This window comes from Shewanella putrefaciens, from assembly GCF_016406325.1.
Classification (GTDB): domain Bacteria; phylum Pseudomonadota; class Gammaproteobacteria; order Enterobacterales; family Shewanellaceae; genus Shewanella; species Shewanella putrefaciens.
This window is the reverse complement of record NZ_CP066370.1, coordinates 83314-106575: the sequence shown is the minus strand read 5'-3', so window position 1 is coordinate 106575 and position 23262 is coordinate 83314. Positions and strand designations below refer to the sequence as shown.

The following is a 23262-nucleotide window of genomic DNA, read 5'->3' as shown; positions in this document are numbered from 1 at the left end:
TGTTCTCCTTAGCGCAGCCGGCTGGCCAGTGCCTGAATATGCTCGGGGCCTATGCCGCAGCAGCCGCCGATGAGAGAGGCCCCCACGGCGCGCCAGCGCTCGGCCCAGCCGAGATAATCCAGCGGCCCAAGATCGGCGCGGATCTCGTCCAGCCCGTCGTTGGCGGTCGCCTCCTTGGGCTGGGGAGGAAACGCATTGGCATAGGCGCCGAGGCGAATATCCCCTCGACCCAGCGCCTGCAAGCTGTCACCGGCCACCGTCAGCGCGGCCTCGATCACCTCGGGCTGACAACAGTTGAACAGGATGGCGTCCACCCCGGCCGATGCCAGTGCGGTGACGGCATCCGCCACCCGCTCACCGGAACGAAGCGCAGGCTCGCAGCCCGGCGCTTCATCTTCCAGGGTGAAGGAAACCCAGAACGGCTTGCCATCCTGTGGCAACAGCGCCTTGAGGGCCAGCGGCTCGGCAATCAGGCTCATGGTTTCGGCCAGCCAGATGTCCACATGGGGCGTCAGCGCCCGAATGAGCGGTGTGGCCAGCTCGCCCACTCTGTCCGCCTCGAACAGGTCGGCGCGGTAGGAGCCAAACAGCGGCGGCAAGGATCCTGCGACCTGCACCGAGCCCAGTTGCTCATTGGCAACCTCACGGGCCAGCTGGCCAGCCAGCGCGGCCAGCGCTTCCCCTTCGGCGGCAAATCGCTCGGCACCGATATGAAACGGCACCAGGGCATAACTGTTGGTGGTGATGACACGGGCACCGCTCGCCACATAGGCCTGATGCACTTCGCGCACCGTCTGTGGTGCTTCCATCAGCGCCAGCGCCGACCATTCAGGTTGGCGAAATGGCGCCCCTCGCCGTGCCAGCTCGCGTCCCATGCCACCATCCAGTACCCACAATGCCTGCTTCTTCATCAGCGTAATCTCTCCCTTTTTTGTACAACGTCATCTACCAAGGTACTGATTATTACAATAAAAACCTCAATAGCCGTAAAAACACCTAGATGTTTAGATGGCTATATAAATTAAAGGAATGCGAATGCTAGTGCAATTGGTATTGCTACAAATGGATCTAAACAAAACAGACAAATCAGTAAGGTATTGTTATTAAATGAAATAACTATTTAGTCGATTTATCGTGAAAGGTTTTAATCTGATTAATGATGGAAATAGTAAGCCTTAGCTCCCTATAAATTTAAGCAATAGGAGAAAGCATAATTTCAATGCCACACTGAAAAGCGTGTATTGCGATATGATTGGGCTTAGCAAAAACGATCTTAAATTAATCCTCACCACACTGGGACTTGCCAGTTTGATAGCAACTGGGTTGGCGAGGACACACTGCGCCGCGAGAGCAAATTAAGCGGGCATCATTTATAATCCCACGCTCAATCCAATTGATATTTAAGATCTTAGCAACGCTGACTAAATCACTTTTAATGTGTTTGGGGATCTTAACTGAACCACCGCTGGCAACGCAGGCATCCTTTAAATCGTGGGCAATAGATAAAGCATCCTTACCTTGGGCTTCAATTGCCGGATTTAAATCAATGCCGGCGCAGAGCACATGGGGATTACCCGCCGAATCTTCGACCTTAATCGACTCACAGCAGTAAATTCGTGGCTCATTGCCGACATTCAAAATTGAAATCTGTGCCGAAGTGCCCACCGTCGGCTCGCTGATCATCCTAAATACTGCCCAATGCTGGCAGGGGTCTTCCACTAAACGCATATTGCCCCAAGGCAATGGAATACCATTGCCACGGTAAACCGCTTTTAGTTTTCCTGGTGCGTAAGCGTCGAAATAATGCCAATGGGGATAAGGAGAAACGACTGTCATGCGCCGCATGGCAACCGAAGCTGACACTTGTAGTTGCTTATGTACTTCAATCTCATAACCGTGGCGGTCGAGCAATTGGCGATAAGGCACTTTAGGGCACAATAGTGCACCCGCGAAAAAGCTCGATTCAAAGTCGCGCCACGCATGCAAAATATCCTGCGCATTAAGGGTATTGGACTGCATTCCGACCTCTTCATCAACCTCCAATTTGCGACCGGAAATCATTACGCTCTTTAAGCCGTCCTTATTGTGCAACACACAATGACCTATATGGACGGCGAGATCATACTTGAGCCGACTGGGGCGATTTTTAAGCACTTTATTGACGTAAATGGTACTAGGCGGCTCGATATAGGAAGTCACTAATTGGCGTGAACTTCCGCCCACTTCATCAATCACCTCCTGTGGAGCACTATCTATCCATTTGATTTTAAGCCCCATTCCTTTAGCAATATCCAGCATGTCCTCCAATGACAATGGCATACGCTTAAGACCAACCTCTTCGGCAGCCCGCTCAAGATCGGGAAAATGGTTTTGGTGATGTTCCTGATGGGCACGGATCAGTAAATGGGCAAACTGCCGACCAGATATCCCCGTTTGTGACAGCATCTCAGGAATTGCAATTTGCAAAATATCATTTGAAAACAAAAAGCTGGGTTCGAGCGCCATACCACTAATACCACCTCGGCGGCCTTTGTCTGGCGTAATGGCGCTTTCTTCAGGCGCATCATCAAGGAACCAATCAACCTCTTTTTGAAAAACTGCGGCAATGACAGCCAACATGGCAGCACTTGGCACACGCTTTCCGCGTTCGATCATCGACAAATATGACACAGAAGGCGCACTACCCGCATCGACTCTAATACAACGAGCAGACAAATCTTCCATCGTTAAGTTATTACGTTTCCGTAGGTTACGTATTTTCGTCCCGAGGAAGTGTGATTTTCTCATTAAGCTCTGGTCATTGCGCATTTTGTAAAATTCACATTGTAAAATTTTTATTGTGAAATTGTAGTCAAAAAAAGACTAGACTACAAATCAAGCAATCAAGGAAAGGCTAATGCGAACAAGCTAAGCCATTCCGATGTAAGAAATGCTTAACCACTCACACTTGAAGTGGGCAAGTACTCAAAGTGGACAAACTAAATTGAAGACAAACTTCGATAGGCCAAAAGTTAAATCAAAACCCTAAATGTTTAAATTGAAAGAGTGAGAGGAACGAGCGATGAATATGTCAATTATCAAGAGCAACCAGATCCAATCGAATCTAAACAGTCTCATCGCAGAAGAAGTATTTGCCGTGGCCCAAGTGAATGTTGCAGAACACGAGAAGATCGCCAACGCAAAACAGTTTCTTGACCGAGTGTTTCCGCTCAACTCTGGCTCACATCAAGATGTCAGTAGCTATGTCGTCTACTACCAACATCTCTTAGCATTTTTTGTCGATGGCAGTCACAGTGGTTTACGTCAGCCAAAACAATTTGTCGCCTTTGGTGGAACGAAAGACTCACCCAGCGCCGTAGTGTTACAGGATCAAGGTTGCCATGTTGAGCTCAGTTTCGATCGCAATGGCATGATAGGCACCAGAGATGTGGCTAATCTGGAGGATATCCAAATCGAGACACCATTAAATATGGTGGCAGGAACACCAGAATCACGCTCAGCCGCATCACGCCATTGGCTAAGTCTGTTGCACGCAGGAATGTCCAGCGCCAACGACACGCTAGAGAAGCAATTCACAGCCAAAGATGGCAGCGATTACAGTTTGAAAAGTATAGTAAATTTATAAAATCATTCTTTATAATCTAGCAGTTACAATCTAGTAGAGGAGATGAACTGAGTTATGTTCATCTCCTCTGATTTACCTCTTTGCTCCTACGCCTCCCTCTTTAAGTCAATAAAACTGACTAGCAAGATAAGTTTAATTGATTTTATTGAAGCGAATACTCACCGCTATAATGCTCCCAAACATCTGCCGCCATAATTAATTGAAACTGAGAGTAATTTAATATCAGTTACTTAGCGTGAAGATTTATAGTGAGCATGATCAGACAGTATCGCTCCCCCTAAGGCGTTATGAATTTATTCTCGACATCACACCAATTTAACAAGCGCCATAGCATTATTTTCATCTGTGTAGGCTTATTCTGTCTTACGCCTTTTATCTCATCCCCTATGGCGCTAGTGTTAGGTTTTACCTTAGCCAGCCTTGGCTGGGTACCAGTGCAATGGGATATCGCCGCGCTCACCAAAAAACTCCTGTCTTATTCGATCATCGGCTTAGGGTTTGGGATTAACTTAAACGCGGCGATAGAAGCGAGCACCCACAACTTTGGCCTGATTGTAGGCTCAATCTTTTTTACCCTCAGCCTTGGTTTTCTGCTCACCCGTGCGCTGAAATTTGATCAGATTACAGGCCATTTAATTGCCTCTGGTACCGCTATTTGCGGTGGCAGCGCTATTGCCGCAGTGGCGCCGGCCATCAATGCGCGCAACGATCAAACCGCAACGGCGTTAGCCTGTGTGTTTGTGCTGAACTCAGTCGCGCTGTTTTTATTCCCCGCACTGGGTCACTTGCTCAACATGAGCCAATACGATTTTGGTGTGTGGAGCGCAATTGCCATCCACGATACCTCATCGGTTGTTGGCGCAGCTTCGGCCTACGGTGATGAGGCCTTAAAAACTGCAACGACGATTAAACTCGCTCGCGCCCTGTGGATTATCCCAATCGCATTAGCCAGTGCTATGCTGTTTGGGGGCGATAAGCGCAAACTTAGCCTGCCGTATTTTATCGGTTTTTATTGCTTAGCCATTGCTGTGGCACATTGGTTACCGCAATTCCATGCCATTTATGACACCTTATTTATGGTATCGAAACGAACATTAGTGCTGTGTTTGTTTTTGATTGGAGCAGGAATTACCGTACAAAAAATGCGGGCAAGTGGCCCCAAACCTTTGTTACTTGGGGTGATGCTATGGGCAGCAATTGGCATAACGTCTTTAGTGTATATACTGTATTTTCAATAAGTAAGAGTTAGTTCAACAACTTACTCTGCTGTAGGTTTTATGCGCCAAGCCCAGTAGAGGACGCCAACGAAGGCGGAGAATTCGATAAGTGAGCGCACGAGTCCAGTGGTTTGCGTCGAAGCGACCAAGGCAATCAGGCAAAACACGATAATCAGCCAGTTTTTCAATGGCATCTTCCTACAAACTTAGGGGATGCTCATTATTGTTTAGAACTAAAAGCTCAGCCAATATCAATTTTCAATAACAAATAGCTATAACAGCTAAGCTTATCTTCCGCCTCTCTTATAATTTGGCACCACTGCTCTCACGACAAGATCTTGATGATGCTAAACCAATGTTCAGCACCGCTAGCCACTTTAAATCTGAGGCATACTGACTTTATCGCTAACGTTAGTCTGCCTTTACTTTAAAATATCTACAAAATTGGCGTTGGGCGACGCACTAAATAACCACTCAGGATCGATAAAATGCAGTAAGCGGTAAAGAAGTAAAAACCGTTTTCAAATTGTGCCTGGGTTTTTAACATTTCCCCCATGCCGCCAGAAGCATTTCCCGCCATAAACGTAATGATCAGCGCCACCACAAACACATCGGCCATCGACCACTTGGCGAGCGCATTAACAAGGGCATTAACCCGCAGTTTCAACCCAATAGAGCTAACACATTGCTGTGCTAACATTAAACTTAACTTCAACGCAGGAATGACCACACTAAACAACATGACTAATGCTGCGACCAATCCATTGCCAGTGGTGTAAAGCTCGGTCACTGTCCCCCATATACTGCGGGTTTTCTGCAGCACTTCGACTTCACCCTTAAGGCTGTTGAGCCCAAGTAAACTACTGACCATGTTTAGCATGCCGCGGGCATGGTCACGCCCCGCATCTTCATCAAACCTTTGGGTAACTTGTTCTATGCCTTGCTCGGCAAGCTTAGCTTTATCGATACTGCCGCTAATGCTCAAAATAGGTTGAGTCACCCCAGGAACTAGCAATGCCAAGGATAAGAGAATAATGAAAATAGAGAATAACGGTTTCATAATACTGCCCAACAAGAGAGATGGGTTCAGTTTACGGTTTTTAACTCGATAACCACAACGCCAATCATAGATATGATTGGCAAGACATGATTAACTTTGATGATTTAATAGAAAGGAGTCGGATCGATATCCAAAGAGCTAGGTGAAACTCCACGCTCAATATTAAGCTCAGATTTTAGCAAATCCACCATAACAATATCCGTATAACGCTTGGATTTTAAAGAGTAAAAACATTTAACTATTGGATGTAACGCATCTCTATCTTTTGACGTCCAAACAATTCCCACACGACCATCCGACAATTCAACCAAGGACCCAACAGGATATACGCCGATACAACGGATAAACTCATAAACCAATTCTTGATCTAAATGAAATGGCGTGAGACTGAGTAAAATTTTAAAAGCGGCGGCCGGGCTCATGGCTTCTTTATAGCAACGTGTTGCCGTTAAAGCATCAAAAATATCGACGATACAACTCATACGACCGTGGAGAGGGATTTCATCGCCCTTCAATCCCCTTGGATATCCCCGACCATCTAACTTTTCGTGATGCATTAGGCAGATGTCTTTGCTCATCTGCGATAATCCTTTAGCTTCATTCATAATATCGAGTGCAAACACTTGATGCAGTTTCATGTGTTCGAACTCTTCTGGGGTCAGCTTGCCCGGTTTATGTAATACTTTATTATCGACCTTAATTTTGCCGATATCATGCAAAATACCGCCAATCGCCATTTCTCGCAGCATGGAACGATCAAGTTGTAAATATTTGCCAAACGTCACAAGTAAAAATGCCACATTGACAGAATGTTCGAGTAAATACGCATCCTTTGAACGCAGAGCAGACATGCATTTGAGTGCATCAGCATCTAATAAAGCCGACTCAATCATGCTGTCGGCAAGCGCGCCAAAAGGAGCCACTTCAATCGCTTTGCCTTCAAAGGTTTCTGACAATACTTTACGAATTAAATCTTTAGCTTCAGTAAGAATAACCTTAGCCTGCGCTTGTTGTTTCTCTCGCGTGAGTGACGACTTTTTGGATTCTAACTGGTTATCCTGAGATGCCTTTTTCTTAAAACCACAATGATCGGCTGACCGTTCGGTATCGACCCAAACATACTTAATACCACTTTGAGTTAATCGAGCAATTGCATCCCTATGCTTGATTTGCCCAGCATTAGCGATAGCAAGTTGGCCTTGGTCATGTTTGTCTATTGCACTAACAAACATTCCTAATGTCAGTCGTGATACTGGCAACTTGATTAGGTCAACGGATTCGACCGACTCACTCATATCTGCAACCCCGAGAATGACTTAACTTAATTAAAGTACAGCAATGCCCACTCGATACGGACAGGCTTGGTTTACTTCCTTTGGTAGTATAGAACAAGCCTAGAACTCATTCTAAGCTGTGCATTAGAAAATCACCATGTACTTTATATACGAGTAGACTAAAGAATAACGGGAGGGAAATAACATAATGGTTATCATTGGTTAACACTTTAAAGCTTATCGTCCTGCTGAAGTGTCAAACATTCGAAACTATTCATTACCCATCTACATTGATTCCGACACCAATTGCCTATTACGCAAACACCATTGTCGTGAAACTGCATCATATTTAATGTTTCTATGGCTACTGAGTAAAATGGCACTACCTTGAGAGCTTAGGCCTGTCAGCAGGTGCCAAACTTTACCGTAGTAATCTTTATCCATACCCGCTAAAGGGTCATCCAATAACAACACCCGAGGACGTAAACAAACAATGGATGCTAAGGCGATCAAGTGTTGTTGGCCGTAGGACAGTTTGTGGGGGGATAATTCTGCTAAAGAGGATAACGCTAGCTCATCTAATATTTGGATTGCGCGTTCCTTCGGAAGCTTAAATCGCTTTAAACGAAATTGCATCTCGGCTAGCACGCTGGTTTCAAACAGTTGTCGACTTGGTCTTTGCATTAATAAGCCAAGTTCTGCCCCATACACGCCGAGTTTTGGCCTTCTTCCTAACACTTTGATAGGTAGTCTTTGTCTTATATTAAGCACCCCGGCGAGGATTTTTAGTAGACTCGTTTTACCTGAAGCGTTATCGCCAACTAATGTCACAATCTCCCCTGACTGTAGTTGAAATCCCTGCGGGCAACTAAATAAAACAGGGTTATTATCGTAACCAAAATCAAACGCATCAGCCTTCACGAGTACTTTACCTAAGTGTTCTCGTTTACAGTAGTTTTGCCACTTAAATACCTCAACTTGCGCTGAATCAGTGGCAGGATAAATCCCTTCGGAGAGTTTGCCCCGCTCTAACTGCCAGTAATGCTGGATAATATCGGCAAAAGCATGGGCGTTATGTTCAACCAATACCAACGCCATACCCTCTTGCAGTAAATTCCGCATCACCCCCAAAAGTTCGCTTACACCATGATCATCAAGCTGTGCCCAAGGCTCATCGAGTAACAGCAAATGTGGTTCACATACCAGTTGGGAAGCGATCATCAGCCGATATTTTTGCCCAAGGGAAAGCGTACTCACTTGGGTATCAAAGCTCAGAAATAACCCGACTCGCCTCAATGCTAACTGCACTTTTGGCAGCATACTCTCGGCAGGAATACCAAGATTCCCCAATGCAAAGGCGACTTCTGCACCGACTGTTTGCCGAAGTAGCTGGAGTTGTGGATCCTGCATAACCAAACCTGTGACTAGCTCAGGGTGCCGCCAAATATCCCCCTCATGCGGACGAGTCAATACGCCCGCAAGGAGGTTTAGTAGGCTCGATTTACCCGACCCCGTAGGTCCACTCACACAATGGCATTGGCCAGTGCGAATGCTGAGGTTAACCTCCTGAAATATGGTAGTTAACTGACAACCATAGTTAAAGCTAACATCTTGGGTTTCTAGAAGTTTCATTTTAAACCTGCCAATTGATATCAATAGGATATTTAAACTCTTCTCACTACCACCTGATGACCTGATAGATGCAAATATCGTTACCATCCGCGGTTAAGCAGTGCCTAGGCTTGAACCTCTGTCAGTTAACCCACTACAACATTGTGAACATTTTTACCCGCTCAAAAAACAACACCCGAAAGAAGATATTCATGATCATCATATTATTGTTGTCATAGGTAAAAAATGAAGATGTACCCTCTATTGTGGGCAGAGATTGTCCAGCCTCAACTGAAAAATCATCAAAAGCCAACTCTGATCGACTAATTCAAACAAAAGGGGAAGGTGATTACGGTGACAAAAGACAAAATGTCTAGATAAGTTAGCTTTCACGACAAAAAGACCCATTTCAATCACATTTTTTATCGTCATAAAATGAGACTATGGCAAAAGTCACATGCTTAGGGCTTATATCTTGACACCTGCGGCAACGGCCTTTAATTTTAGCGAAAGATTCTTATTTACATACTCGAATTATCAAGATGTAAAGTACTTGAAAAAACGCATTAACTTGAGTCAAATTCACCGTTGCTAACAGCGTTATTTAGCCTTCACCTTTACAATTGATGACCCTTGGAGTTCTATTTGCCCGTTCATGCGCTGTCTAAAGACCTCAAGTCTCTTATCGACAAACTCATTCAACTGAAGCAAGTTTCGCCGACAGAACCGATAGTGCAGTTGTCCATAACAACTGTCTCTATGCCTTTAATTTCATGGCTTGCCTCCCAGACTCAGTACCCACGTATCTACTGGCATGGACGCGATAGAATTGAAGAGGTCGCAGCAATCGGTGCCTGCAAAGATTTTAGATTTGAAACAGGTGTCGACGATCAACAACTCGCCATGGTATACCAACAACAACGGGCATTATCGACAAATCAAGATATTCGTTACTATGGTGGTGTCGCCTTTGATCGCACCATTGAATCTTGGCCAGAGTTTGGTAATAGCCGTTTTGTATTACCTCGTATCGAATTTAGGCGTAGTGGTACACATTTCAGTTTGAGAGTGAATCTGAACTTTGCCGATAATGCTCCCCATACTGAAATCGACAATGCTATTGCCGCTATCGAAGCCGTCATGCCAGCCAAGCCACTTGCCCCACCGACAAAGTTAGCGTTGTTAGGACGTAGCGACAGACCCGATTTTCAGCGCTGGAAAACATTAGTCGAACAAGTCGTTGACCCTAAATTTAATGCAGATACGCCAAAGGTAGTGCTATCACGACTCACTCAACTGGAAGTCAATGAACCCGTTGATCCTTGGATGGTGCTTGCCTGCTGGCAAGGTCGTAACCCCAACAGTTTTCAATTTGGATTTCAATTTAGCCCTGAACGCACCTTTATTTCCTGTTCGCCAGAGCGTTTATTTCGCCGGCGCCAACAGGAGTTGTTCACCGAAGCGCTAGCAGGAACAACAGTACGTGGTTTAAACCAAGAAGAAGATATAGCGCTGGCAAATGCCCTGCTCGAAGACAATAAAAATAGTGTTGAAAACCAACTTGTCCGCAGCCATATAGTTAATATGCTCACGCCGTTGAGCCATTATGTGGGTGCCGATGAACTGGCTACAATTTTTAAACTTAATCATATCCAACATTTACATAGAGCTATTCGCGCTGAACTCAAAGCTGGAGTGAACGATTTTCAACTGTTGCAAGCATTGCATCCCACACCTGCAGTCGGAGGATTACCTCGGCATTCAGCCATGAACTTTATTCGGCAGCGTGAAGGCTATATGCGCGGTTGGTATGCTGGCGCCTGTGGCTATTTCAATAAGTACGAGAGTGAATTTTCGGTCGCCATTCGTTGTACCCTGATTGAACCAGGTAGGATTAATCTATTTGCTGGTGCGGGAATTATCGCAGGCTCAGATCCTGAGGCCGAATGGCAGGAACTTGAGAATAAACTCGCCACCATTATGTCCATTCTTATCGAATTATAGCGCCCAATATTAAATCCTTTAGATATGAAGGTTTTAATTGTTGTTCGCCTTTAATTTTTCGATGGTTTCAAGGTGGAGCCTCTCTTGTTCCCCCGAATCAATTAAGCGCTTATGCTCACGATCAAAATGCTGTTTAAGCATCATGCCTTTGTCTGTATCAGCAAAAGCAAAATAGGCTTCAGCCTTAATAACCCCTTGAATAATATTAAAGTTCTTGGGTGACTTAAGTCTTGGCACTAAAGCAAGAATATCTTTTTGGTAGTCTAAAACCGCATCAATACGACCCGCATTTAAACTGTTAAGCATAGTGAGCATATTACTGCTTTCTTCGTAGTACATAGGTACTGACGTCAGCATGTTATAGCGATAGGCCAGCATAGCTTGCACTTTTTTATGGGATAAACTTTCAATCCCAACCCAGCTTGCCGCTATCTCAGGCGTAACGGCCGCATCGATAGAGTCGATTTCCACTGGATTGTCGCTCAGCAAACTATGTTTAATATCGCCCGGATAAACACTGAGAGCCATATCGGCACGCTGGTGCTCGATAAGATAGAGTGTTCGAGCAAAAGGTATAAACTGCACATTAAGTTGCCATTGTGATGCAGGGAAAACCCGCTGAAGTATATCAAAGTAATAACCTGTCCCATCAGGATTAGCATAACCTTCCCAAGTAGAGGTCACCACATTGACCACCACAGGATTCGCAGCCGCGGCAGATGATAACGCAGCCAAGCATAAGTAAAATATGGCAAGAAATCGTTTCATCGCTTTCCTCCTTTGGCGTCTTAAAAGTGTAGGATAGTTTCGCATAGATAGCTCAAAACGTCCCGAGTCATCGTTTCATCTTCTAAATTGGTGAAAGATAATAAGTGAGCTTGCATCTTAAAAAGCGGCCACTATAATAGCGGCCCCGATTTCAGTAAGCTGTAATCGGTCAGCGTAAAAATAACAATTGAACATTAGCGGGTTCCCTCACCCCGCCCTACACAACTAAAAAGGCCACAAATGTTAATGTTAACTACAGCGCAGCTCCGCCGCGCCTTACTCCTATTAGTAGGATTCCATATACTGATTATTTGCGTCAGCAATTACTTAGTACAATTACCATTTCAGCTGTTTGGCTACCATACCACTTGGGGTGCATTTAGCTTTCCATTTGTGTATTTAGCGACCGATCTCACAGTACGCATTTTTGGCCAACAGGCCGCCCGAAATATCATCCTCAAGGCGATGATCCCTGCGTTGATGATTTCCTATGTAATGGGGGTGCTATTTCATCAAGGTAGTTTTCAAGGCGCTGATTCACTTGCACAATGGAACACATTTGTTTTCCGTATCGCGTTTGCGAGCTTTGCTGCCTATTTGATTGGCCAACTGATGGATATCACAGTATTTGCTCGCATACGAAAAAGTCGTTCTTGGTGGGTTGCGCCAGCAGCATCCACTCTAGTGGGTAATTTCGTCGATACTTTAGTCTTCTTTAGCGTGGCTTTTTACGCTTCATCCGATAGCTTTATGGCATCTCACTGGCCTGAAATTGCCACTGTCGATTACAGCTTTAAGCTACTCGTCAGCTTAGGACTATTTTTACCCGCCTATGGTGTGTTACTCAAAGTCTTACAAGATAGGATTTTGCAAACCAGTCCGCAAAAATCACTTTCCTGATTAACTCAACTGGCCAGACCTGTTACAATTTGACCAGTTAATAGCTCAGCCTTACTCAGGTTTACACTTGAATAAGGCTGATTTTCATGAGAGATCATTATGTATTCTATTGAAATTAAAGCTGAGACAAAACTCACGTCTGAGCTAGCCATACAACTAATTGAACTCAGTCAGCAAATTCCTGAACTCAATCGCCCTCTTACACATGAAGTCTTGGCTGAACGACTAGATGACAAAACCAGTTTAATTTTATTGGCTTTTGTTGAAGGAGAACTTGCAGGTTTCAAACTGGGTTATGAGCAAGAAGAAACGATATTTTACAGCTGGTTAGGAGGTGTAGCCTTAGACTTTCGCCGCCTAGGGCTAGCTCAAAGCCTCCTTGAATACCAAGAAACATGGGCACGTCGTCAAGGCTATAACCACATTCAAGTTAAGACGATGAACCGTTTCCCTGGAATGCTTAATTTATTGATAAATAATCGATATATGATTACAGAACTCAAAGCTGATCCTAAAAGTCTTGTCGATCATAAATTACACCTCAGTAAGACGATCTAAATCGACGAGGCGTAAAGGCAATGTCTATTTTGTAAAGATCTGCTTTTTTTTGGATAAATAACTTGCAAACACAATTGAGAATGATTATCGTTAACGTGCGTTCCAAAACTCATCTTTAACACCGATGACTGGTAATCTGAAGTTGTTAAAGTGCTCCTGAGTTTGCAAGCACGACATTGCTCACACACACTCTTTTGTGGCCGGACTCATCATCCGGCTTTTTTTTGCTTAAATTTCAGATCCAGAGAAATGTAATCCGTCATAGGGATTATTCTCCTGCTCTTCTTTCGCCTCATGGTATAAACCAATCGTGAATACAGTACCTTTACCTAAGGTTGAACTGACCTCTATTGTCCCACCAATTCGTTTTATAATTCCATAACTTAAAGAAAGCCCTAACCCAGTACCATCCTTACGGGTGGTATAAAATGGGTCAAAAATTCGACCCAATAACTCAGGCGCAATTCCAGAGCCTTCATCTTCAACCTCAATTTTAACGCCTATGGGCACATCTTGTTGCAACCAGTCGTAAGTCCTTACCCAAATACGACCTTTACCGTCCATTGCATGCGCTGCGTTTACCACCAAATTAATCAAGACCTGCAATAGCTGCGGTCGATTGACTTGCACAAGGCAAGTCGCACTCAACTCAGTGATCAAGATAACTTCTTGTTTTTTAATCGAATGACGAACCAGCACCATAGTCTCTTCAATAATGGGAGTAATAGACTGCATTTCTAGTGGCGCATTAAATTCACCGGGACGGCTGTACTGTAATAAGCTGCGAATAATGGTGCTGATACGCATCACTTGCTGGATGACTAAATCAATTTCTTCTTTAACGAGGTCCGCATTATCCCCAAGCTCGTAGCGCATTAGCTCCATATTACCGAGAATAACCGCGGTGGGATTATTAATTTCATGGGCTATGCCTGCGGTTAACTCACCGAGTGCGGTGAGTTTTTCGTTAGTCACAAGCTGCTGGCGGGTTTCATTTAGCAGTGCGACGTTACGTTCTAACTCTAAGGTTTTGTCCTGAAGACTACGGGTACGTTCTTCGACCTTCATCTCAAGCTGCTCAGCAGCAGATTGGATCTGTGCATTACGACGTTGCAATAAGTCGAGCATACGATCAAACTGCTCGGCCAAATTCGATAATTCGTTTTCTCTGTCCAAACCTAAGGCGCCGATACGAATATTGCGCCCAGACTGCACCGCCTGCACGACATGATGGATCCGTTCTATCGGTAGCAACAGGCTATAGGCTCCGCGATAAACCAGTAAACCTGATACGAGTAGCACCAACATCAGAATTGTGCCTAGCTCAATGATATTCAAAAGATAATTATGAATAAAGGGTGACTCAGAGAACCCTGTGTAGATCATGCCCACTCGCTGGCCTCGAATATCCTCCAAAGGCGCATAGGCAGAAATAAACCAATCATTGAACACAAAGGCACGATCCACCCATAGCTCACCACGATTGAGCACTTTCTCACGTACCTCCTCAGACACTAAACTACCTAAAGCTCGACCTTGCGTTTCATTGCCTTGAGGAAAAAAGTGCAACGGCACATTAGTAGAAATACGAATGTTATCTAGAAAAATGGTAACCGTACCAATTGAACGCTCTGGGAGCGTGCCTTTGTCGTATACCAAATCCCGAATATGATCAACGATGCGTGTATCGCGGTTAAATAAGATGCCACCATCCAAATACCAAGCAACCTTACCCGCTAAATCAGGTACTGGCAGTAAACTACGACTGAGTAAACCACGCCCTTCCACCCCTTTATCCGGATTTTGGGCCCGTAAGGTTGCAACAATGGGAATACTCGCGGTAACGGCTAGCTCAGGATCAATTCGTGCTAAACGCTCCGGCGATAACACCATCAGGCCAGAATAAGGCAATAGACCGCCCATTTTGGGTAAAATCAAGCGTAAATCGGGATCTGTCGCCGCCTCTGAGACACTGACTAAACGTAGATAATCGAGATTAAGCAGTTGTTTTTGTTCATTCAGAAAAGCATCAATATTGGCCCTATGATTCATTTCTCCGTTCAATATAGGGCGAAAATCATTTTGAAAAGTCCAAGATGTCATCACCTTTTCGAGCTGTTTTTCCTGACGAACTTGCACTTGTTGTAGGGTATTTTCAGCCACTGCTAAGTCAGCTTTTACCTTCATAAATAGCTGCTTACCTGTGTAACTAATGTTCCAGTAAATGGTGATAAAAACTAAACTCACCAGCGTCAGTAAAATAGGCAATAAGGTAAGGATTAATATGCGATAACGCACCTTGGCCTGCATTTGCTGCCAACTGACACCAAAAAAGTGAGTAAAGAAAGACACCCTAAGACTCCTGTTCGCCGCTTAAGCCAAACCACTCTTTATATTTACGATCTAAGGTTTTACGAGAAACACCTAAGTCTCTCGCTGCCGCAGATTTATTACCAGAATGTAAATCTACCACGCTGGTGACATGATGTTTTTCGACATCCTTTAATGGCCAATCTAAGGGATAACCTTGGGAAGCTGAAGATTCACTCTTTACCTGTTGTTTCCAATATTCCGCGGGGGGTTTACCAAGTAAAATACAACGCTCGATCATATTACGCAGCTCACGGATATTACCCGGCCATTCATGCTGTTGTAGCTTAACCATATCCTCATGGCTCCACACTACTTCCCTGACACCAAGCTCAGCGGCAAGCTGACGAGTAAAGTGATGGGTTAGCTCAACGATATCCTCAGGGCGATCCCTTAACGGCGGAATTAAGATGTCGAGCACATTGAGTCGATAATACAAATCTCGACGGAAGTTCCCAGCATCAACCTCTTCCAAGAGGGTTCGGTTGGTTGCAGCAATAACCCGAACATCAATATTCACTTCTTTTTCACTGCCGACAGGTCGGATCGCTTTTTGCTCTAACACTCTAAGCAACGCTGTCTGCATTTTCAGTGGCATTTCACCTATTTCATCCAGAAAAATCGTCCCACCAGAGGCGAAACTAAATAACCCCTCTCGATTTCCCTTCGCCCCCGTAAATGCACCCGCAACATGGCCAAAGAGTTCACTCTCGAGCAACTCAGGGGCTATAGAGCCGCAGTTAACGGGTACAAATGGCCCTTGTCGGCCACTCAATAAATGCAGTTGTCTTGCGACGAGTTCTTTACCCGTACCTGATTCACCTTGTATAAGCACAACGGCATTAGTTGGAGCCACACGTTCTATCACATGTTTTACTGACTCCATGGCCTCGCTACTGCCAATAATGGTCGATGAATACCCAATAGATACCTCACGGCGCAGCATCAGATTCTCGCGCTTGAGTAAACGACGCTCAATGCAACGATCTACAGCCGCCATCATCTGATCAAGATGAAAAGGCTTCATAATAAAATCGGAAGCACCCGCCCGCAGCGCAGTGATTGCCACTTCCATATCGGCATAGCCCGTCATAAAGATAATATCCGAGCGACGCCCCTGCTCATCTAATGCCTCATGCCATTCAATACCAGAGCGCCCCGGCAAACGAATATCGACAATCAGCAAGTCGAAATGGCAGCGGCTACGTAATTGCTCCGCATCCTCAATACTGCCAGCGGTTTCGACTAAGGCGAACTTCTTCGAAAGGGCTTTATTTAAAAAACTTCGCATTCCAGGCTCATCGTCGACGATAAGCACTGATACGGCTAGAGGGAGAGGCTTGAGGTTATTATCAATCTGGCTCATAGTGTTCGCTTCTGGACATTTTGACTCAATTGCGAGTAATTCTAGCATTGAAACTAAGTAAATAGGTCACTATGAACCACAAGAAGCATGAGCTGCGACAATTTGTCTGCAAAATATTTGTTAAGGCTGCGACAGAGTTCACATTTTAGATCGGCTTGTGATGCAAAAAGTACCATTATCAGTTTGGCATCTAATTTGCTTCCACCCCATCGCATTGCCATTTCTGGAATCACCAACTTAAGTAGGCATTTGAGTTGGAATCCTATTTTTTCGCCAAGGAGTATCCATGCTAAACATGAAATCCCATATGAAGTCACTGTTAGGTCTAGTTGTTACCGCCAGTTTGCTCACAGTGTTACCTGCTCAATCGACAGAAATTATTAAGCTCGCCACCACAACAAGTACCGAAAACTCGGGTTTGTTACAGGATTTACTGCCTAAATTCGAAAGTGAATCTGGTTATAAAGTACAAGTTATCGCAACGGGTACGGGTAAAGCCCTCAAACTGGGCGAGCAAGGGGACGTTGATTTAGTGATGACCCACGCCCCAAGTGCTGAGGCAAAATTTGTGGCAGACGGTTTTGGTGTCGAACCTCGTGGCATCATGGAAAACGATTTTGTGGTATTAGGGCCTAAAAACGATCCTGCAAAACTGCGTGAAAGCAAAACTGCCGAAGAAGCTTTTGCTAAAATTGCAAAATCCGGTTTACCTTTTATCTCTCGCGGTGATAATTCAGGCACTCACATTAAAGAGTTAGAAGTATGGAAAGCAGCGGGTGTCACTCCTGATTTCAAAGGTTATACTTCCGTTGGTCAAGGCATGGGGAAAACCTTACTGATGGCAAACGAGCTACAAGGTTATACTCTGTCGGATCGCGGCACATTCGTCGCTTATAAAACTAAACTGGATCTCAGTGTCGATTTTGATGGGGGTAAAACCTTAGCCAACCCATACCAAGTGATCCTAATCAACCCTGCTAAGTATCCAGATCTGAACCATAAAGGCGCTAAAGCTTTCAGTGATTGGTTAAGCAGTAAAGAAGGTCAAACCATGATTAACAACTTCAAAGTTGAAGGTGAGCAATTGTTCAAGGCAACTTATAGCGAATGAACGACGGTTGGCTAGCCCTGTTACAGCAGGCCCTAAACCTGCTGTTTTCATTGGACCCTGAAGTCTGGTCCATCATTTATGTCTCGTTTTCAGTATCTTTCGCGGCACTGCTAATCACCCTGATCCCGTCGATGGTACTCGGGTTCGTACTGGCATTTGCGCCATTTAGGGGGAAGTGGTTAATCACCAATTTGGTTCAAACACTGCAATCTATTCCCACTGTGGTTATCGGCCTGTTGGTATATTTGCTCCTCACCCGAAATGGCCCTCTGGGCGATTTAAAGTGGTTGTTCACTCAAGAAGGGATGATCCTCGGACAAATGCTCATCTGCGCCCCCGTGCTTATCGCCATGAGCCAAGCCGCCTTTACCAGCGTTGATCGCAGAGCCTGGGAAACCTCTCAAACCTTGGGCGCTTCATGGGTACGTGCCGTATGGACCGTCTGCCGCGAGTTACGCATGCCACTACTTCTAGCGATTGTTGCAGCGTTTAGTCGCATTCTCACAGAAGTGGGCTGCTCAATGATGGTGGGGGGCAATATTCTTAACCTAACTCGCAACATTCCAACAGCTATCGCCCTCGAAACCAGTAAAGGCGATTTCGCCCAAGCTATCGCCCTAGGACTCGTGCTGCTAATCTTATCCTTGATCCTTAACTTTGCCTTAGGTAGTTTACGCGGCAAAGCGATGCCAAGGAGCCATTAAGCTATGACTAATGTCAAACTCGTTGCCCGTGACTTAGAGATGTCTTTTGGTTCACGCCGACTCTTTAACGCCGAGTTACTCGAACTGCGTCAAGGGGATGTCATATATCTTCAAGGCGATAATGGTTCAGGTAAATCAACATTAATGAAAATTTTAGCGGGTTTAATATCACCAACAAAGGGGCACATTGATACGATTGGTTTTGCCAAAAACAAATGGTGGCAACGTAACCCATTGTTAGGTAAAGCGGTATACCTACACCAGCATCCTTATTTATTTGATGGCACAGTGGAATACAATCTTACCTATGGCCTGAATTTTAGTGCTGAAATAAAAGCTAAGGCGAAACAACGTATCCATCAAGCGACTGAGATGGCACAGCTTGGCTCACTTTTACATGCAAGGGCGAGCAATCTTTCCGGTGGAGAAAGACAAAGGCTTGCGATTGCACGAGCGTGGATCCTGCAACCTAAGTTATTAATGCTGGACGAACCCACCTCGAATATGGATAAGGACTCCCAAGCGTTAGTCCTACAAATGATCCAACAATTAAAACAGGAAGGCGCAGGTATGTTACTTAGTAGCCACCAGAACTGTGCTTTAACCGCCATTTGTGAACAACAATGGCACATAGAAAACGCACTGGTGACCACCTCTAGTCAACAAACCCATTTTCACGCTGCACAGGGAGTTCTATATGCCATTGCACATTGATGCCGTAATTCTCGCAGGAGGCATGGCCCGCCGCATGGGGGGAGACGACAAAGGCTTAGTCGAACTAAATGGCCAACCCATGATTAAACACACGATTGACAGGATAAAACCTCAGGTTAAGGAGATCCTGATCAACGCAAATCGCAATCAAACACGCTATGCTGAGTTCGGTTTTAAGGTAATCAGTGACGAACATAGCGGTTTTCTTGGCCCTTTAGCGGGTATGCTAGCCGCATTAGGTCAAACTAAAGCGGATTATCTGCTCACCGTTCCCTGTGACAGCCCTCAACTGCCGATGGATCTTGTTGAACGCATGTTAAATGCGATTGAAACTAAAGGCGCTGATATGGCCGTTGCCAGCAACGGTGAGCAAGAACAGCCCGTAGTGCTGCTGATGAAACCAAGCCTTCGTGATTCTATGGAGGCATTCCTCAAAGCTGGGGATCGCAAAATTTTACTTTGGTATGCTAAGCAAAATTACGCTGTTGCGACATTTGCCGATCAGCCAAATGCATTTATGAACATCAATACATTAGAAGAAAAACAGCAATTTGCCTTAGACCAAACCTAGTTAAGGCCTAAATAACTCAAATTAGAGGTGCAAATGAGTAACCCCTTCGTCAATCCGCTCGCTATTCCCGCTCTCGGATTTTGTGCCTACAGTGGCACGGGGAAAACCACCTTACTCAAGCAATTGATCCCCGAATTAAATGCACGTGGTTTACGCTTAGCCGTCATCAAACATGCACACCATAACTTCGATGTCGATATTCCGGGTAAAGACAGCTACGAAATGCGTAAAGCAGGCGCGAGACAAATGTTAGTCGCCTCACATGTGCGCTGGGCACTGATGACTGAAGATGCGCGCGATGGCGATCCGGAGTTAGTCCACTTGCTAAAACAAATCGAAGCCGACAAAGTGGATATAGTACTGGTAGAAGGTTTTAAAAAACTCGCATTACCTAAAATCGAATTGCATCGTGCCGCCCACGGCAAACCATTTATTTACACCCATGATGAGAACATTCTCGCTATCGCCTGTTGCGATGATACCCAGTTACCCAGTGAACTACTGCGACTGGATATCAATAATGTCAACCAGATAGCTGATTTCGTCGTGGAATATACCCAAAACTGGCAAGCTCCTAACGTTAAACTGCCTATCTCTCCTGTTGATAGCTGCGCTATAGGCAATAGCAAAAACCTCACCGTAAGCCAAGGTTTAGCGCAAATTTTATCTCATGTATCACCCGTGCAAGACATTGAAGAAGTTGGCTTAGATGCTTTAGATAACCGCGTACTCGCGATTGACAGTATTTCGCCTGTCAATGTCCCCCAGCAAACCAACTCAGCAATGGATGGTTATGCCTTTGCCTACCAAGCGCCCATGCCAACCACTTTAACTTTAGTGGGTGAAGTGCTTGCCGGTCATCAATATTCAAATACGCTTAATGTGGGCGAAGCCGTACGGATTATGACAGGCGCCACAGTGCCCGCTGGCGCTAATACAGTGCAACCACGGGAACTGGCAAAAGAAGTGGATGGCATAGTTAGTCTAGAAGGCAGCATTGACTTAGGTCAGCACGTTCGTCTTGCGGGCGAAGATATTGCGAAGGGCCAAATCGCGCTCCCCAAAGCGACGCGTCTTGGTGCTGCTGAACAAGGTTTGCTGGCTTCTCTTGGCTTAAATTGCATCAGTGTTTATCGTCGTCCAGTTGTTGCTGTATTCTCCACAGGTGATGAAGTCAGCCAGCCGGGTGAGACGCTTAAAGCCAACTGTATCTACGATTCAAACCGTTTCACCATTAAAGCAATGGCAAAGCGTTTAGGTTGTGATGTTCTCGATTTAGGGATTATTGAGGACTCTGAAGCAGCTCTGGAGGCCACACTTGCCAAAGCAGCAAAACAGGCTGATGTTGTTATTAGCTCTGGTGGGGTATCTGTAGGTGATGCGGATTATATAAAAACCGTGCTAGCCCGCTTAGGTAATATCGATTTTTGGCGGATCAACATGCGCCCAGGTCGCCCACTCGCCTTTGGTAAAGTGGGTTCTAGCTTATTTTTCGGTCTACCCGGTAACCCTGTCGCAGTGATGGTCTCCTTCCTGCAATTTGTGCAACCTGCCCTGCGTAAGTTAGGTGGAGAGATAAACTGGCAAGCACCCTTATTTCCCGCCATAAGTGACGAAACGCTACGTAGCCGTGAAGGTCGTACCGAATTTATTCGCGGGATTTATCAACTTGGTAACGATGGGCGACTGTACGTTCGCAGCACGGGTAACCAAGGTTCTGGCATGCTCAATTCGATGGTGAAAGGAAATTGCCTTATCCTCATTGGTGATGAAGTAGAAACCGTAAGTGCAGGCGAAACTGTGTTTATTCAGCCGTTTGCGGATCTACTTTAGGAGCGAGTAAGCGCTTATGAGTTTAATAGTGGATTCCTTTGGCCGTAAGGTCGAGTACTTGCGCCTTTCCGTCACCGACCGCTGCGATTTTCGCTGCGTATATTGTATGACAGAAAATCCCTGCTTTCTGCCAAGGGATCATGTACTTCACCTCGAAGAACTCGCTTGGATTGCCCAAGCTTTCACTGAACTTGGAGTAACAAAGATTCGCCTAACGGGGGGCGAACCTTTAGTGCGAACCGACTGCGATCAGCTTGTCAGCCTGCTTGGTAAACTCCCTGGGCTGAACGATCTATCTATGACGACGAATGGCTCAAGACTGACAAAATTCGCAAAACCTATGCGCGATGCGGGCCTAAAACGTCTCAACATCAGCTTAGACACGCTTAATCCTGAACTTTTCACGCAATTAACCCGCAATGGAAAGCTGGAGCGCGTAATAGAAGGCATTGATGCGGCGATTGCCGCAGGCTTTGAACGTATCAAGATCAATGCCGTTATTTTAAAAGAACAAAATGACCATGAAGTGCTTGATTTAGTTAATTTCTGCCGTGAACGTGGGTTAGATATTGCCTTTATCGAAGAAATGCCCCTAGGCGAAATGGATGACCGTAAACGGGCGCGTCACTGTAGCAGCGATGAAGTGAAATCCATCATTGAGTCTCGCTATCCGCTACAACTCTCAAACAAACGCACAGGCGGTCCTGCACGTTATTACACTATGGCTGATAGCCCCATTCACATCGGTTTTATCTCTCCTCATAGCCATAACTTTTGCCATGAATGTAACCGTGTACGAGTGACAGTCGAAGGCCAACTATTACTCTGTTTAGGGAATGAACACGCGATTGATCTTAAAAGCATCGTTCGCGAATACCCTGGTGATATTGAGAGACTTAAAGCCGCGATTCTTGCAGGAATAAACCTTAAACCCAAACAACATTATTTTGATAATAATGACGTTCAAATCCTGCGTTTTATGAATGCTACGGGCGGTTAAAAACCGCCGACAACATGCCAGACTCACCACAGGGCTAGCATCTCAATTCGAGCGTGATAAACTCAGGTCATCACCCAATCTTATACATGCTTGCTATGGCCTTAACCCGCAAACAATGGAATAACATTATTATTGTCGCCTGTGTTTTTATGGTGGCCATACTCACATTTTTGGATAATAAAACCCGCCATATTCCAACCGAGGCCCAGCGACTCTTTGATGAAAATGCACAGCTTGAACAACTACAAATCGATGATCTTTGGCTGCATAAACAAGCATTTGATTGGCAGTGTGATATCAAAGTACTCAACTGCAGCGAATGGGCAAATGCGTGGCAAAATATACGCGTTTCTCCCTTAGATACCATACCTGAAACCACTGATATTCCACAGGAATTAATCATTCAAATCGTCGATATAAGTCAAACACAGCGCTGGCTTTATTTCACCAATGAAGGCTTACTAAAATCTCCCGCGGATAATTGGTACCAAATACCGCCAAGTTTAAGATCAAAACTACAACCTATTCTCGATGCAAAACCTGCGTCTTAACTTATCCCTATTTAACGATAAAGAC

21 protein-coding genes are annotated in these 23262 nt (G+C 45.2%); 12 read left to right on the top strand and 9 right to left on the bottom strand.

Annotated elements, in window-relative coordinates:
- Positions 1–8: 8 nt before the first annotated feature.
- Positions 9–911 carry a homocysteine S-methyltransferase family protein gene (locus JEZ96_RS00465; RefSeq protein ID WP_061782921.1) on the bottom strand — a complete coding sequence of 301 codons (903 nt, stop codon included), beginning with the start codon at positions 909–911 and terminating at the stop codon, positions 9–11.
- Between the two features lie 367 nt (positions 912–1278).
- Positions 1279–2808, bottom strand: a complete 1530-nt coding sequence (locus JEZ96_RS00460) for a DUF3612 domain-containing protein (RefSeq protein ID WP_061782920.1) — start codon at positions 2806–2808, stop codon at positions 1279–1281.
- Positions 2809–3061: 253 nt separating this feature from the next.
- Between JEZ96_RS00460 and JEZ96_RS00455 the strand changes: the two genes are divergently transcribed.
- Both JEZ96_RS00455 and JEZ96_RS00450 read left to right on the top strand, forming a co-directional pair.
- Positions 3062–3625, top strand: coding sequence for an aldolase/citrate lyase/malate synthase family protein (locus JEZ96_RS00455; protein ID WP_025008321.1), 564 nt, complete (start codon positions 3062–3064; stop codon positions 3623–3625).
- 287 nt (positions 3626–3912) lie between these two features.
- Positions 3913–4863, top strand: a complete 951-nt coding sequence (locus JEZ96_RS00450; RefSeq protein ID WP_061782919.1) for a YeiH family protein — start codon at positions 3913–3915, stop codon at positions 4861–4863.
- 20 nt (positions 4864–4883) lie between these two features.
- On the opposite strand, the gene JEZ96_RS00445 is transcribed toward JEZ96_RS00450, so the two are convergent.
- From JEZ96_RS00445 to JEZ96_RS00430, 4 genes are all read right to left on the bottom strand, one after another.
- Complete coding sequence (locus JEZ96_RS00445; protein WP_011787504.1) at positions 4884–5030, bottom strand: hypothetical protein; 147 nt, start codon at positions 5028–5030, stop codon at positions 4884–4886.
- A 248-nt stretch (positions 5031–5278) separates the two neighbouring features.
- A complete protein-coding gene (locus JEZ96_RS00440) occupies positions 5279–5902 on the bottom strand; it encodes a paraquat-inducible protein A (protein ID WP_014609550.1) in 624 nt (207 codons plus the stop codon).
- Positions 5903–6006: 104 nt separating this feature from the next.
- Positions 6007–7197 (bottom strand): HD-GYP domain-containing protein, encoded by a 1191-nt coding sequence (locus JEZ96_RS00435; protein ID WP_011787502.1) that lies wholly within the window; start codon positions 7195–7197, stop codon positions 6007–6009.
- A 264-nt stretch (positions 7198–7461) separates the two neighbouring features.
- The gene (locus JEZ96_RS00430) at positions 7462–8808 is read right to left on the bottom strand and encodes an ATP-binding cassette domain-containing protein (RefSeq protein WP_198779836.1); all 1347 of its coding nucleotides are present in this window, start codon (positions 8806–8808) and stop codon (positions 7462–7464) included.
- A 624-nt stretch (positions 8809–9432) separates the two neighbouring features.
- On the opposite strand from JEZ96_RS00430, the gene JEZ96_RS00425 reads away from it, so the two are divergent.
- On the top strand, positions 9433–10791 hold the full coding sequence (locus JEZ96_RS00425; RefSeq protein WP_011787500.1) for an isochorismate synthase: 1359 nt from the start codon (positions 9433–9435) through the stop codon (positions 10789–10791).
- Positions 10792–10824: 33 nt separating this feature from the next.
- On the opposite strand, the gene JEZ96_RS00420 is transcribed toward JEZ96_RS00425, so the two are convergent.
- Positions 10825–11559, bottom strand: coding sequence for a hypothetical protein (locus JEZ96_RS00420; protein WP_025008319.1), 735 nt, complete (start codon positions 11557–11559; stop codon positions 10825–10827).
- Positions 11560–11799: 240 nt separating this feature from the next.
- Between JEZ96_RS00420 and JEZ96_RS00415 the strand changes: the two genes are divergently transcribed.
- Together JEZ96_RS00415 and JEZ96_RS00410 are read left to right on the top strand one after the other, a co-directional pair.
- Positions 11800–12459 (top strand): 7-cyano-7-deazaguanine/7-aminomethyl-7-deazaguanine transporter, encoded by a 660-nt coding sequence (locus JEZ96_RS00415; RefSeq protein WP_014609541.1) that lies wholly within the window; start codon positions 11800–11802, stop codon positions 12457–12459.
- 99 nt (positions 12460–12558) lie between these two features.
- Positions 12559–13017 (top strand): GNAT family N-acetyltransferase, encoded by a 459-nt coding sequence (locus JEZ96_RS00410; protein ID WP_025008318.1) that lies wholly within the window; start codon positions 12559–12561, stop codon positions 13015–13017.
- Positions 13018–13245: 228 nt separating this feature from the next.
- Here the strand turns inward: JEZ96_RS00410 and JEZ96_RS00405 are convergent, their stop codons facing one another.
- Positions 13246–15369 carry a sensor histidine kinase gene (locus JEZ96_RS00405; protein ID WP_011787496.1) on the bottom strand — a complete coding sequence of 708 codons (2124 nt, stop codon included), beginning with the start codon at positions 15367–15369 and terminating at the stop codon, positions 13246–13248.
- Between the two features lies 1 nt (position 15370).
- Positions 15371–16753 carry a sigma-54-dependent transcriptional regulator gene (locus tag JEZ96_RS00400; protein WP_128090206.1) on the bottom strand — a complete coding sequence of 461 codons (1383 nt, stop codon included), beginning with the start codon at positions 16751–16753 and terminating at the stop codon, positions 15371–15373.
- A gap of 286 nt (positions 16754–17039) precedes the next feature.
- On the opposite strand from JEZ96_RS00400, the gene JEZ96_RS00395 reads away from it, so the two are divergent.
- The 7 genes from JEZ96_RS00395 to JEZ96_RS00365 all read left to right on the top strand — a co-directional run bounded on the left by JEZ96_RS00395 (position 17040) and on the right by JEZ96_RS00365 (position 23237).
- Entirely contained in the window at positions 17040–17864 is an 825-nt protein-coding gene (locus JEZ96_RS00395) for a substrate-binding domain-containing protein (RefSeq protein ID WP_011787494.1), read from the top strand.
- The gene (locus tag JEZ96_RS00390) at positions 17861–18568 is read left to right on the top strand and encodes an ABC transporter permease (protein ID WP_011787493.1); all 708 of its coding nucleotides are present in this window, start codon (positions 17861–17863) and stop codon (positions 18566–18568) included. The genes JEZ96_RS00395 and JEZ96_RS00390 overlap by 4 nt, the downstream gene beginning before the upstream one ends.
- A gap of 3 nt (positions 18569–18571) precedes the next feature.
- Positions 18572–19282 (top strand): ABC transporter ATP-binding protein, encoded by a 711-nt coding sequence (locus JEZ96_RS00385; RefSeq protein ID WP_025008316.1) that lies wholly within the window; start codon positions 18572–18574, stop codon positions 19280–19282.
- Complete coding sequence (gene mobA / locus JEZ96_RS00380; protein ID WP_011920277.1) at positions 19266–19853, top strand: molybdenum cofactor guanylyltransferase MobA; 588 nt, start codon at positions 19266–19268, stop codon at positions 19851–19853. The genes JEZ96_RS00385 and mobA overlap by 17 nt, the downstream gene beginning before the upstream one ends.
- 33 nt (positions 19854–19886) lie before the next feature.
- Entirely contained in the window at positions 19887–21686 is a 1800-nt protein-coding gene (locus JEZ96_RS00375; protein ID WP_198779835.1) for a bifunctional molybdopterin-guanine dinucleotide biosynthesis adaptor protein MobB/molybdopterin molybdotransferase MoeA, read from the top strand.
- A 16-nt stretch (positions 21687–21702) separates the two neighbouring features.
- Complete coding sequence (moaA, locus tag JEZ96_RS00370; RefSeq protein WP_011920279.1) at positions 21703–22686, top strand: GTP 3',8-cyclase MoaA; 984 nt, start codon at positions 21703–21705, stop codon at positions 22684–22686.
- 95 nt (positions 22687–22781) lie between these two features.
- On the top strand, positions 22782–23237 hold the full coding sequence (locus JEZ96_RS00365; RefSeq protein WP_025008314.1) for a hypothetical protein: 456 nt from the start codon (positions 22782–22784) through the stop codon (positions 23235–23237).
- Positions 23238–23262 lie beyond the last annotated feature (25 nt).